Raw genomic sequence first — 13,211 nt, 5'->3', positions numbered from 1 at the left:
GAGGTACCTTAGCTCAGTTGGTAGAGCAACGGACTGAAAATCCGTGTGTCCCTGGTTCGATTCCTGGAGGTACCACGAGAGTAGCGAGTGGGAGCTACAGTAAAAAGCACGCAGCAATTGCGTGTTTTTTTGTTTGGTGCCAGCCAAACGAATCGAAGTCCATGCCGCGAAGGCAAAAAGCCGAAACGGTAATTCCTGGAGGTCACGCTCATATACTAAAACCCGCTAACAAAGGTCAGTAGGTCTTCTAATCCATAATTCACAATGGCACTGAGATACCATCGTTGGTTTGTATAAACCCTTTTCAGTGGATTAGATGATTGAATAGTAAAATCAAAACAAAAGGTCTACTAACATCATAGTGTTTAGCAGGAATTATGAATACGGAAATACGCAACACAATCCTCAGAATCTTATTTCTTCTTTTGGATAAGTTTATAATAAATCGTCATTATGATCATTATACCCAATAAGCCGTACTGAATATATTGGTAAACGTCTCCCCTATCAGTCTTGTCATATATACCGATAAATTGAACAATTAAAATGAGTGCCAGAGGGATATATATCAAGTTCTTATTCATATATCTAAAGATATACAAAAGACAATTATTGCTGTTATTACCCTGCAATGGGCTTTGAAGTATTTGCAGAAGTGATTCTGAAGGAACACCGACCGAAGGAAGGTATCTCCTGAAGGTACCCCTTTAAAAACAAAAAGCTCATTCTAGTGAATGGGCTTTTTTGATTTGGAGCCGCTTAGCGAGTTCCATGTACTTAGTTCTTTGATGCCAGTCCTAACTGTTCCATGAGTTCCATTCGATCTACAAAGATCCATCCTTTGGAGATCTTGTCCTCTTCGATCTGATAGATCACAGAAAGTGGGATATCAATGGATTTTCCGGTTGGAGGAATGCCCATAAGGTCACCTTTGTGCTCTGCCTTAACCCTTGCCCGAACGGCTACCTTATCGGCTTCGCAGATCAGATCTTCAGCAATCAGTTCGTAGCACGGAAATGAATGTTCATAGGCCATTATATGCTCTGCCAAATGCTCATCACTGATATATTTCCTGATCAGTTCCATGGTTTTTGGCTTACCACTTAACGCCTCAAAATACTCTAGAATAAAACTTCTCGGTTCTACGGTTACCATAATACGTGTTTTTTTGGTTCATCAACGAAAGTAGCTCCCGATGAAGCAAACATCAATGACCAGGGTCATGCGTGAATGGTTTTTGGTCCAGCTTACTTCGATTTCCAAAAGGATTTCGAAAAGCGTCCTTATCAGATTTTGCACCTATCTTCCCCAAAATTCTCTACATTTAAGCATGAAACAAATTGCATCCCTCCTACTCGCCCTACTCCTGATACCCTTTACGCTAAAATCGCAGGCAACGCCAGAGGTTGACCTGCAGGAACTGGATCGCTACTTCGAAAAAATGGTGGCCGACTGGGACATTCCCAGCGCTTCCATCGGTATTGTGAAAGACGGGGAACTGGTATTCACCGGTAACTACGGGGTACTGGAGGAAGGAAAACCGGGAACTCCGGATGCCAACACCCTGTATGCCATCGCCTCTAATTCCAAGGCCTTTACTTCGGCGATTCTGGGTATGCTGGTACAGGAAGGCAAGCTGAACTGGAACGACCGTGTGCGGAAGTACCTGCCGGATTTTGCACTCTACGACACCTGGGTAAGCGAGCACACTACAATCCGGGACCTTTTGAGCCACAGGGTTGGGCTGGGTACCTTTAGCGGGGATAACATCTGGTATAAGTCGGAATTGCCAGCAGCGGAATTTATCAAACGCTACCGATATGTGCCCCAGGCCTTTCCTTTCCGGGCGGGATACGGATATTCCAACCTGATGTTTATCGCTGCGGGGGTAATCATCGAAAAAGTTAGCGGGAAGAGCTGGGCGGAGAACGTACAGGAACGCATCCTGAAACCCCTGGGAATGGAGCGGACCATCGCCTCGGTGAAGGACCTGGAGGCCAAGGGGAACTACGCGACCCCACATGCCCGGAACGAAGAAGGGAATTACCCCATCCCATGGACCAGCTGGGATAACGTAGCCGCTACCGGCGGTCTCATTTCAAGTGTTTCGGACCTGGCCAAGTGGATGGTCTTTAACCTCAACCACGGCATCCATAAAGGGGACACCCTGCTCAGCAAACAGACCCGTAATATGGTCTGGACACCGCACAACAACCATATGGTAGACCACACCTCGGCTAACGATTTCAACAGGCACTTCAGTGCCTATGGCCTGGGATGGGGACTCAGCGATTACCACGGCCGCCTCAGGGTAGGCCACACCGGGGGCTATGACGGTATGATTACCGCAGTGACGCTGATCCCCGATGAGCAACTGGGGGTGGTGGTGCTTACCAACGGGGTAAAAAGCCCTATCATGGCAGCAACCTACTACGCCCTGGATCGTTTCCTGGGGATTGAAACCGTAAAAGACTGGTCGGCAGATATGTTAAAGCGAACTGAGGAAAGGACGGCGCGGGATACCCGGATTGCCGACCGCAAGGCAAAGCGGGTACAGAATACCCAGCCTTCGGTGGCGCCTGAGCAATTGACGGGGACCTACGCATCTGACATGTATGGCACCCTCCATATTAAGGAGAAGGATGGGAAATTAGTGCTGGAGTTTGCCCATTCGCCCCTGCTTTCTGCCCATCTTACGCATTGGCATTACGACGTCTGGGAGATCCACTGGGACCATCCCCAGGCCTGGTTCAGCTTCGGGACGGTTCAATTTAAAACAGACAACAACCTGCAGGTTACCGGTTTTGATTTTGACGTACCGAATGACGACTTCTTTTTTGAAGAACTGAAACCGTACCGGATACGGGAATAAAGAATGTGCCGAAATTCCGGGTTTAACTCCTTCTTAAAAGGCTTTGTATATTACTTCAGGGTTATTTCTGTAGCTGATAGAAAAGATAAGGTGCCAGCGCCACCCAAACCAGGATCACTACCCATACGCGTCCTGCAAAAAGATTGTAATCATGGAACAACCTGCTCCAGGAATGCCCGGCGACAAAGTGGCCAAATAAAAATTCAAAGGCCACGGTGAACCCCAGCCACAACAGGCCAATATTAATGGATTGTTGTACGGACACCGGTTTCCAGGTTCGAAAAATCACCCACATATAAACCCCAAACAACACGACCAGGGTTGCCGTAGAGGCCTGGTGGGCATGTAGCTCCTTTAAGCGTTTAGCCAGGATATTCTCACGGAACAGGCCGTTGCCGATGGCAATAATTATTAACGGTACCCAGGCCAACACATATTTCCACATACTTCTCCAATTTATAACCTAAGTTAAGAAACCACCTGTATTATGGTCTGTTGCTATAGCATAAAAAACTGAATCTAAAGCACTAGTGAGCAAAAACCCTTCAGTTACCCGGCTGAATTTTTCTAAATTAGAGTTCATTTATTACCTGCGAGGATGTATTCTCATGCTACAGACACACTGTAGTACTGGTTTATTATACACTTCTCCCCCTAATCTGCTCAAATTATGAGGACCCTGCTCATTACACTGATTTACCTTTCTTTGTTCCCCCTGCCAGGGAATGCACAAAATTTTAAGCACGTTGTTGCCTTTGGGGATAGCTTTACCGATAATGGCTACATAAATGGACACGGCTTCAACAGGGATACCAATGGCTATGTTTGGGTGGAATATCTTGCCGAATTGATCAAATGTGAAACCCTGGACAACAGGGCATGGGGAGGTGCCCGTACAGACAACGGTCACTTCATGGGCTTTGATTGGTCTGGGTTCAATTGGCAGATCGACCATTATGAAATGAAAACTGATGCAGACAAAACATTGTTTACCATATGGATAGGGATCAATGATTACTGGGACAACAAAGAAGACCCAACCAACTCGGTCAGAAATATTAAAACAGGGCTCAACAAGCTGGCTGAAAAAGGTGCAAAGCACATTGTGGTCTTTAATAACTTTGACCTCACCCTGTCACCCGGATATGGCCCGGATACGGAATACCATAACCTCATCCCGGTAGTAAAGAAATTGATCAGGAGGTTTAATGCAGAACTGAAAGATATGCTTTTTGATGAGGAAAGCGGGTGGGTACGGTCACACCCCAATATTGATGTGTATTTTATTGACATTTACTCGTTTATGAACGATCTGGTTGCCAATAACCAATTCAGCACCATCCCATGGAAAGGTTCCTACCAGTTTCCGGATCCTGATCAGTTTCTGTGGTATGATGAATGGCACCCCATGACCAATTGCCACAGCCAAATCGCCAAAATAGTGTTATCAGCAATCAAGAAAGATCCCTGAAAACTACAAGGGCTGCTAAAGAGTAAATTTCATTACAGCTTTTGACTTGCCCTAAATACCTATCTTAGTTCTCATAACTGAGGACAACCAGGTCTTGCCTCTAAAGAATACCCTGCGAGTTCCAATAACAAATAAGCTGTTTGCTATTTCGATAAGGCAGTGTTGCAGCAATTGTAACCAATAAGAAGTATGATAAGATTCTTCCGGCAAATACGATTCACGCTCATGAATGAAAACAAGACAAGGAACCAACTCATTCTAACAGCCTTGATTTTAGCATTGGCTTTTGGCTGCAAACAGGTGGAAAAGAAAGATCCGGATTGGACCTACCTTTTCGATGGGGATCATCTAGAACAATGGGACACCTACCTCGGACCCCGCTTTGGGCCTGGAGTAAATTGGGAAAATATCGCATCACAACCACCTGTCGGGTACAACAACGATACCCTGGGGGTATTTTCGATTGCCGACCTGGACGGCGAGCGTGTTTTGCGCATTTCCGGAGAAGTTTGGGGAGGAATTTTTACCAAACAGGATTTTGAAAACTACCATCTGCAGCTTCAGTTTAAATGGGGGGAAAGGAAATGGTACCCAAGGGACGCACCTTCTGACAAAAGAGATAGCGGACTCCTGTATCATGGGATTGGAACGCATGGAGAAAATGATCTGTTCTGGCTAAAATCGCAGGAGTTTCAAATTCAAGAAGGCGATTGTGGGGATTACTGGGGTGTAGCAGGAACAATAATGGATATACCGGCACAAATGGGTAAGGATAGCGCCTACTATTATACCCCAAATGCCGAACTCTTAACTTTTAGCGAGCATAGCGAATATGGCAGAAATTGCAAAAAATATCCAGATGCTGAAAAACCAAGTGGCGAATGGAATACCATAGATCTTTACTGTTTTGAGGGGACAAGTGTACATATGGTTAATGGAACCGTAACCATGGTATTACGCAATTCACGCCACCAGACGGAGGATGGAAAAGAGGTTGATTTAACCAGGGGTAAAATTGAATTGCAATCAGAATCTGCCGAAGTATTTTATAAGGATATCAGGATACAACCAATAACTGGCCTTCCTGAAGCTATACCTGTTGAATAAGGAGAACCAACAACAATACCTGCTTTAAAGGTAGAATACAGCATATCCCAAAGTACTATTTCCCTATCTTAGTTATTCTTGAATTAAGGTTGATAAACGGCATAATCTCCTGTCATGATAAAAAAAATAGCGCTATTCTTATTCCTTTGCCTTGGGATGCTATCCTGCGCTGATGAGCGAAGTCAAGATGACAAAAAGCCAAATGTAGTTATCATATTTACCGATGATCAGGGTTATCAGGATATCGGTTGCTTTGGTTCTCCGGATATCAAAACACCACATTTGGATAAAATGGCAGAGGAAGGTATTAAGCTTACCGACTTCTATGCGGCACAGGCGGTTTGTTCTGCTTCACGGGCCGGGCTCCTGACCGGATGTTATCCCAATCGCCTGGGTGTACATGGGGCCTTTATGCCCAATAGCAAACACGGGTTGAATCTGTCTGAAACTACCCTGGCAGAAATGCTGAAAGCAATCGATTACAGAACAGGGATTTTTGGCAAATGGCACCTGGGCGACCATCCTGATTTCATGCCAAACAATCAGGGTTTCGATACCTATTTCGGGATTCCCTATTCGAACGATATGTGGCCGCTGCACCCACAGCAAGGGCCCATATTTGATTTTGGTCCACTTCCGCTGTTTGAAAATGAAACCATCATAGACACCTTAACCACCCAAACCCTATTAACCACGCAGATCACTGAAAGAAGTGTGGATTTCATTGAGCAAAACAAAGACCATCCTTTTTTCCTCTACATCGCCCATCCCCAACCGCATGTGCCCCTCTTTGTCTCCGACAAGTTCAGGGGAAAATCCGAAAGGGGCTTGTATGGCGACGTGATCATGGAAATAGACTGGTCGGTAGGACAGGTATTGGCAACCTTAAAAGAGAACGGCCTGGACGATAACACCCTTGTTATTTTCACTTCAGACAATGGCCCATGGCTGAGCTATGGGGACCATGCCGGATGCGCCTACCCGTTGCGGGAAGGAAAAGGAACTGCCCTTGAAGGCGGGCAACGTGAGCCCTGTATCATCCGGTTCCCCAACAAAATAAAGCCCGGAAGGGTCATTGATGTGCCTATGATGGCTATAGACATACTACCCACCATTGCCCACATAACCGGGGCTGAACTGCCTGCGACTACAATAGATGGTAAAAATGTATGGGATATATGGACGGGTACATCCAGGCAATCCCCTCACGAAGCTTATTACTTTTATTACCATGTAAATGAGCTACACGGAATACGCTATGGCAAATGGAAGCTGTATTTCCCACACAGATACCGGACCCTGAACGGGAGGGAAGGCGGCAGAGACGGGCAACCTGTGGAATACGAATACAATACCATCGAAGAGATAGAGCTCTACGACCTGTCAGTTGACATTAGCGAAACCCAAAATGTAGCTGCTGAATATCCTGAAATAGTGGCTAAAATCAAATCGCTTGGGGAGAAAATCCGGGTTGAGCTTGGGGATGCCCTAACCGGCCAGGAAGGGACTGGAAACAGAGCTGTTGGGGTAATTGAGTAATGCTACCTTTCCGGATGGTTAGGTTAGGGCTAACCAATAAAAATTGATGCCCAATCCCCTGCTTTTGTGCCAATAAAGGCATATTTTTATAGGTGCTAAACGCATCTGCTTTCCTGATTTTTAAAATCGACAAAAATGAAACAGCTGTTTATTTTCCTTGCATTCGTGTTCATGATTTCTTGTAAAAAGGATAGCAAATTCGTTAAGGCCACTGAAAGGCCCAACATTGTCTTTATCCTCACAGATGACCATGCCTATCAGGCCTTAAGCGCCTATGACGATAGATTAATTGAAACCCCGCATATAGACCGCTTGGCAAAAGAAGGCATGTTGTTCGATCGTGCCTTTGTCACCAACTCCATTTGTTCCCCCAGCAGGGCGGTGGCCCTGACGGGAAAATTCAGCCATTTGAACAGTGTACGGGATAATTTCGATGTTTTTGATACCCTCCAGCTTACATTTCCAAAACTGCTTCAAAAAGCAGGTTATGAGACGGCCATTTATGGAAAATGGCACCTGAAATCCGAACCTAAAGGTTTTGATTTCTGGGAAGTATTGCCGGGACAGGGGCATTATTACCAACCGGAGTTCGTAACCCCAACCGGAACGATTCAGGAAGAGGGGTATGTGACGGATGTGATCACCGATAAAGCCATTCATTATCTGGATTCCCTGCGCAGCGAGGAAAAGCCTTTTTTACTGATGTACAACCACAAGGCACCACACAGGGAATGGTGGCCCTCCATGCACGACCTGGAAGACTTCAAATACAGGAAAATCCCAGTTCCCGCATCCTTGTTCGACGAATACAAAACCAAAAGCAGGGCATCTGAAGAAGCCGAAATGCGGATCAGTGACCATATGGCCCTGAGTTCAGACAACAAAATAGCACCTGAAATTCTGGAAAAACTGAACTATGAGGAGTTTTTAGGTTGGTATAAAACAGCATATATCAACCAGTTGAACAGACTAACTCCTGGAGAACAGGAACAATGGCATAAGGTATACGGTCCCATCAATTCCAATTTTGAGGAAAACGCCCCAAAAGGACAGGCATTAACCCTCTGGAAATACCAGCGCTACCTTGAAGATTACCTGGGAGTGATCAAAGGTGTGGATAGAAATATGGGCCGCTTGCTGGACTACCTGGACGAGAAGCAGCTCACCGAAAATACGGTAGTGGTGTATACCTCTGACCAGGGGTTCTACCTGGGGGAACACGGCTGGTTCGACAAGCGCTTTATGTATGAGGAATCCTTCCGAACGCCATTATTGATCAGATATCCCAACATCATCAAACCCAATTCGGTCAATTCAGACCTGGTACAGAATATTGATTTTGCACCCACTATTCTGGAATTAGCAGGACTTGAGGTTCCCAATGAAATGCAGGGAAAAAGCCTGGTACCTCTATTCAATAATGATAATGCCAACTGGAGGGATGCCTTGTATTATCATTACTACGAATACCCCGGGATCCATATGGTGAAAAGGCATTATGGGATCAGGACCAACAGATATAAACTGATACATTTCTATTACGACATCGATGCCTGGGAAATGTATGATCTGGAAAAAGACCCGGATGAGATGAACAATCTATACAATGACCCTGCGCATTCTGAAGTTCAAAAAATGCTGCATCAAAGATTGGAAGAACTGCGTGAGCAGTACGGGGACAGTGACAGTCTCAATCAAAAATGGATTGCTCATGATTTGCGAAGACTAGAAAGACTAGAATAACACAATATGAATAACATTAGGATACCCAGATCAAAAACGCTATTCCTGTGGATGCTGCTGGGGATAACCCTATCTGCCAGCGGGCAGAACCACTGGGAAAACCCGGAGATTTTTGAGGTGAACAAAGAAGAGGCCCGCGCGAGCTTTATGCCTTTCGAAAGCATTGATAAAGCCCTGGACAATGAGGTTGCAGAAAGCGCTTATATCAAAAGCCTGAATGGCTTTTGGAAATTCAACTACGTCCCAAGAGCTTCCCAACGGCCCCTGGACTTTTACACCTCTACCTACGATCTGAGCAATTGGGACAACATCCCGGTACCTGCCAACTGGGAACTGCACGGCTATGGTTTTGCCCAGTACAACAACATCAAATACCCCTTTGAGAAGAACCCGCCAAACATCAAAGATGACTACAGCCCTGTGGGTTCCTATGTCACTTTTTTTACCCTTCCGGACAACTGGAAAGACAGGGAAATATTTATCTATCTGGGGGCCGTTAAGTCGGGATATGACATCTGGATCAACGATCACAAGGTGGGCTATAGCCAGGATTCCAAACTTCCTTCCGAGTTCAATATTACCCCCTATGTGAAGCCGGGCAGCAACAAGGTCTCGGTGCAGGTGTTCCAGTTTACCGATGGCAGTTATTTGGAAGACCAGGACTTCTGGCGCTTATCCGGCATACAGCGCGATGTGTACCTGCTGGCACGGCCCAAAACCTACATCCGGGATTTTTTCGCCAAAGCTGGGCTGGATGAACTCTATGAAAACGGGATGTTCCAACTGGAAGCGGAGATAGCAAATTTAGGGGAATCAGATACTGCCCTTGAAATCGAGTGTATATTATTGGACGACCAGGGCAGGGAAGTCTCCAAAGGCATAGCTCCGATCAACATAAAAGGCATGACCAGGGGAAGCCAAAAATTTGCAGCCTTCCTGCCCAAAATTAAAAAATGGTCGGCCGAAACGCCTAACCTGTATACCCTGCTGCTGGTTTTGGGGGCCGAGAACAAAGTGATCGAAGCCACTTCCATAAAGGTGGGCTTCAGGACCAGTGAAATCAAAGACGGACAACTCCTGGTCAACGGGAAACCCATCCTGATCAAAGGGGTAAACCGTCATGAACACCATCCGCGTAATGGCCATGTGGTGAACAGGCAGGACATGATCAGGGATATAGAAATGATGAAGCGCCTCAACATAAATGCGGTACGGACCAGTCATTATCCCAACGATCCCCTGTGGTATGACCTGTGCGATGAATACGGCCTGTACCTCTATGACGAGGCCAATATCGAATCGCACGGTATGGGCTATCATCCCGATCAGACCCTGGCCAACGTCCCGGAATGGAAAGCGGCCCATGTTTCACGGGTAATGAATATGGTAAGGCGGGATAAAAACCACCCCTCCATCATCGTCTGGAGCATGGGAAATGAAGCCGGGACCGGACCCAATTTCCTGGAAAGCTACAAGGTTGCAAAAGCATATGACGACACCCGTCCCATACATTACGAACGGGCAGAGAAAATGACCGAGGTCAAAGAAAGGCATACGGACATCATCGGCAATATGTACGAGCCCATTCCCGAAGTGAAGCAGATGTACAACGAAGGTGAGCACCCCCGTCCTTTTATCTGGTGCGAATATTCACATGCCATGGGAAACAGCAATGGTAATTTTAAAGAATACTGGGACCTGGTGTATTCCCACCCACAAATTCAGGGCGGGTTTATATGGGACTGGATGGACCAGGCCCTGATAAAAAATGATAAGCAGGGAAGGCCCTACTGGGCCTATGGCGGGCATTTTGAACCCGAGGGGGTTTACAATGACGGCAATTTTTGTCTGAACGGACTGGTACATCCGGATGGGACACCGCATCCGGGGGCAAGGGAAGTAAAAAAGGTCTATCAGAACATTCGATTCAAACAACTGGACCTTACGGCCGACCAGGTTATCATACACAACGATTACTTCTTCAAGGATTTGAAAGATTACCTGATCACATGGGAATTGTTGGAAAATGGCAGTGCCGTCCAGCGTGGCTGGATTTCACCCGGCGGGATACTGCCCCAGGAAGAGAAAGCCTTCGGGCTGAAGATCGACAAGTCGAGGATTAAAGACGGAAGGGAGTATGTGCTTAACCTCCATGCCAAACACATTGGGAATACGGAGCTGTTGCCACTGGGTATTATCCTGGCGGAAGAACAGTTTGTATTGTCTCCTTATGATTTTGAGGATAAAAAAACTGCGACAACAAAGAAATTACGGGCCAGAGAAAGTGCTAATATGCTGCGAATGTCTGCTCCCGGCATAGATATGGCCTTCTCCAAAGCAACAGGTTTGCTGACCTCCTATCAGATCCACAAGAATGAAATGATCAGGAAAGCCTTAACACCCACTTTCTGGCGGGCCCCTACAGATAATGATTTTGGGAACAATATGCCCAACCGTTGTAAGGTATGGAAAAGTGCATTTGACAAAAGCATCCTGGTGGATTTCAGCTATCAGGAGACCTCTCCCTCCGAGGTCACTGTTAAAACGAAATATGAGCTGGAAACCGTTTCGGCAGAAATGGAAATCTTTTACACGGTCAATGCAGAGGGTGCGATCGCCGTAGATTATGTGTTCACCCCACAAGACAGCGAACTACCCGAGATACCGCGTATCGGGATGAAAATGCAGCTCGAAAAAGCGCTGGACAGCCTGCACTATTATGGTAAAGGGCCCTGGGAAAATTATGTAGACAGAAACAGCGGTGCGAAGATCGGGTTGTACCAGTCAACAGTGGCTGAACAGTATTACCCCTACATCCGCCCTCAGGAAAACGGGCATAAAACCGAGGCGCGCTGGCTCACCTTAACTAACACCTCAGGGATGGGGCTAAAGGTTGCGGCCCTGTATGCCCCCATTGAATTTAATGCTTTGCATTACGCCACCTCCGACCTTGACCCGGGGGAAAAGAAAGCTGGCAGGCGCTACGACCAGCTGGAAGAAAGGGATTTTGTAGAATTGCATATCGATCATAAAATGATGGGCGTTGGCGGCGACAACAGCTGGGGGGCCAAACCCCATGAACAGTACCTGTATTATCCCGACAGGAATTATAGCTACCGTTTTAAGCTGAGCCCGGTTCAACGTGGCAAATAAGATACCTGGTGCTATAAGTCTACCGGTTCCCGGATGACCATTGGCGGCACCCTTAACCTGGAAAGCGACTTCCCCTATGAAGCGATCCGGTAACTGCGTAAAAAAGGTCACCGCATTGGCAGGGGGGTGGGTATCTATGGCGGCTATCAGGCTATTAATGTGGATTTGAAATACGGCGTCTATACCCGGGCCTTGGAATCCTGTAAAAACAGACAGGCGGCTGGGTAATAATTGGCAAAAATTATTTTGCGAACAGAATAATCCCAAACATATCGACATTTACAAAGCCTTTTTTATTTTGGTATCGCATTAAATGGTATTTCTAGCAATAGCAACATGAATAGTGTAAATAAAAAGGATAAGGCATTTGACGAAATCAGTAGCACCTTCCTTGTGCTTATTTTTCTATCGATCATTGTGAGCATCTGGATTGCCTTACAAGCAGACATGCCTGGTAGTATAGGTCATGGGGGATTCTTTTATATTATCTATCCCGGGATAATAGGAATAGCAATTCTCTTGCTTTATCTGGTATCATTATTTATTATTCCGAAATGGAAGACCGTACTCGGGTGGACATGTATTCTCATTAATTTGATTACGGGTATATGCTTTATGCATATCGAATTTTAGAAGCCAGTATGAGTACCCATTTTAAAAGGATTACGGTTCTTAAAATTTGCTCCATTCCCTATTTGATCGCAATTATTGTTTATTCTGCGGTAAATTGGACGACATTATCCCAGGGAGAAGGCTGGGGAGTTATTGCAATGGTAGGTGCATTTTCATTTGGATTAGTGGCGATGATCCTGGATTTAGCCCTTTCCTGGCTTATTAAGAGCAGTACCTGGTTGAATGCAATAGAATTGATCATTGTAATTCTTGTATTAATTGAAATCTATCCGCATATCAGTGCCTTGTAGATAAACAATTGTTCTTCATTAGAAATGAAAAACTACCATTCTTCTTCCAGTCATTATATAGTTGAAGCCTTACTAGCCTCTGGTATGATATTGAGCATTGGAATTATACTGGCGTACACCACAGATAGCACTCTTTATAAGATTATAGTTGTCTCTTCTACTATTGTTCTGGTTCTTTTGTTGTTACTGTATCAGTTCATGCGCACATTTAATATTTACTTTCGAGATGACAAGATCCATGTGGATTACCTGTTCCTAAAAAGAAAAATCTATATTGAATATACCGAGCTGAAACAGATAACATACGTATGGGTTCCAAGAAGTCCTGCTTCGAACCGAATAGTTTTCTGCGGACTCCAAAAGGAAAGATCACTTCGATTTTTGTCTGTTGCCCGTTCGGACG

9 protein-coding genes and 1 tRNA gene are annotated in these 13,211 nt (G+C 45.7%); 7 read left to right on the top strand and 3 right to left on the bottom strand.

What is annotated here, in order from left to right; all coding sequences use genetic code 11:
• Nucleotides 1-2: 2 nt before the first annotated feature.
• Nucleotides 3-75: transfer RNA gene (locus AC4E7D_RS05130), tRNA-Phe, on the top strand.
• Nucleotides 76-777: 702 nt separating this feature from the next.
• On the opposite strand, the gene AC4E7D_RS05125 is transcribed toward AC4E7D_RS05130, so the two are convergent.
• Nucleotides 778-1,155, bottom strand: coding sequence for an ester cyclase (locus AC4E7D_RS05125; protein WP_490172737.1), 378 nt, complete (start codon nucleotides 1,153-1,155; stop codon nucleotides 778-780).
• Between the two features lie 175 nt (nucleotides 1,156-1,330).
• Between AC4E7D_RS05125 and AC4E7D_RS05120 the strand changes: the two genes are divergently transcribed.
• The gene (locus AC4E7D_RS05120; RefSeq protein ID WP_490172736.1) at nucleotides 1,331-2,872 is read left to right on the top strand and encodes a serine hydrolase; all 1,542 of its coding nucleotides are present in this window, start codon (nucleotides 1,331-1,333) and stop codon (nucleotides 2,870-2,872) included.
• A 61-nt stretch (nucleotides 2,873-2,933) separates the two neighbouring features.
• On the opposite strand, the gene AC4E7D_RS05115 is transcribed toward AC4E7D_RS05120, so the two are convergent.
• Nucleotides 2,934-3,317, bottom strand: coding sequence for a hypothetical protein (locus tag AC4E7D_RS05115; RefSeq protein ID WP_490172735.1), 384 nt, complete (start codon nucleotides 3,315-3,317; stop codon nucleotides 2,934-2,936).
• Nucleotides 3,318-3,542: 225 nt separating this feature from the next.
• Between AC4E7D_RS05115 and AC4E7D_RS05110 the strand changes: the two genes are divergently transcribed.
• The 5 genes from AC4E7D_RS05110 to lacZ all read left to right on the top strand — a co-directional run bounded on the left by AC4E7D_RS05110 (nucleotide 3,543) and on the right by lacZ (nucleotide 11,885).
• Complete coding sequence (locus tag AC4E7D_RS05110; RefSeq protein WP_490172734.1) at nucleotides 3,543-4,343, top strand: SGNH/GDSL hydrolase family protein; 801 nt, start codon at nucleotides 3,543-3,545, stop codon at nucleotides 4,341-4,343.
• Nucleotides 4,344-4,532: 189 nt separating this feature from the next.
• On the top strand, nucleotides 4,533-5,450 hold the full coding sequence (locus AC4E7D_RS05105) for a 3-keto-disaccharide hydrolase (protein WP_490172733.1): 918 nt from the start codon (nucleotides 4,533-4,535) through the stop codon (nucleotides 5,448-5,450).
• Between the two features lie 114 nt (nucleotides 5,451-5,564).
• Nucleotides 5,565-6,989, top strand: a complete 1,425-nt coding sequence (locus AC4E7D_RS05100; protein ID WP_490172732.1) for a sulfatase family protein — start codon at nucleotides 5,565-5,567, stop codon at nucleotides 6,987-6,989.
• A gap of 135 nt (nucleotides 6,990-7,124) precedes the next feature.
• The gene (locus tag AC4E7D_RS05095; protein ID WP_490172731.1) at nucleotides 7,125-8,732 is read left to right on the top strand and encodes a sulfatase family protein; all 1,608 of its coding nucleotides are present in this window, start codon (nucleotides 7,125-7,127) and stop codon (nucleotides 8,730-8,732) included.
• A gap of 6 nt (nucleotides 8,733-8,738) precedes the next feature.
• Nucleotides 8,739-11,885, top strand: coding sequence for a beta-galactosidase, LacZ type (lacZ, locus tag AC4E7D_RS05090; protein ID WP_490172730.1), 3,147 nt, complete (start codon nucleotides 8,739-8,741; stop codon nucleotides 11,883-11,885).
• Between the two features lie 712 nt (nucleotides 11,886-12,597).
• Here lacZ and AC4E7D_RS05085 read toward each other — a convergent pair.
• Nucleotides 12,598-12,759, bottom strand: a complete 162-nt coding sequence (locus AC4E7D_RS05085) for a hypothetical protein (RefSeq protein WP_490172729.1) — start codon at nucleotides 12,757-12,759, stop codon at nucleotides 12,598-12,600.
• Nucleotides 12,760-13,211 lie beyond the last annotated feature (452 nt).

The sequence above is a fragment of the Lentiprolixibacter sp. genome, assembly GCF_982873095.1.
This window is presented reverse-complemented; position numbering and strand designations above follow the sequence as displayed.

What these genes read in the sequence shown, in the direction of transcription:
- AC4E7D_RS05110 (WP_490172734.1), top strand. Translation starts at nt 3,543, where the DNA reads ATGAGGACCCTGCTCATTACACTGATTTACCTTTCTTTGTTCCCCCTG.
- AC4E7D_RS05100 (WP_490172732.1), top strand. Translation starts at nt 5,565, where the DNA reads ATGATAAAAAAAATAGCGCTATTCTTATTCCTTTGCCTTGGGATGCTA.
- lacZ (WP_490172730.1), top strand. Translation starts at nt 8,739, where the DNA reads ATGAATAACATTAGGATACCCAGATCAAAAACGCTATTCCTGTGGATG.
- AC4E7D_RS05105 (WP_490172733.1), top strand. Translation starts at nt 4,533, where the DNA reads ATGATAAGATTCTTCCGGCAAATACGATTCACGCTCATGAATGAAAAC.
- AC4E7D_RS05115 (WP_490172735.1), bottom strand. Translation starts at nt 3,317, where the DNA reads ATGTGGAAATATGTGTTGGCCTGGGTACCGTTAATAATTATTGCCATC.
- AC4E7D_RS05120 (WP_490172736.1), top strand. Translation starts at nt 1,331, where the DNA reads ATGAAACAAATTGCATCCCTCCTACTCGCCCTACTCCTGATACCCTTT.
- AC4E7D_RS05095 (WP_490172731.1), top strand. Translation starts at nt 7,125, where the DNA reads ATGAAACAGCTGTTTATTTTCCTTGCATTCGTGTTCATGATTTCTTGT.
- AC4E7D_RS05125 (WP_490172737.1), bottom strand. Translation starts at nt 1,155, where the DNA reads ATGGTAACCGTAGAACCGAGAAGTTTTATTCTAGAGTATTTTGAGGCG.
- AC4E7D_RS05085 (WP_490172729.1), bottom strand. Translation starts at nt 12,759, where the DNA reads ATGATCAATTCTATTGCATTCAACCAGGTACTGCTCTTAATAAGCCAG.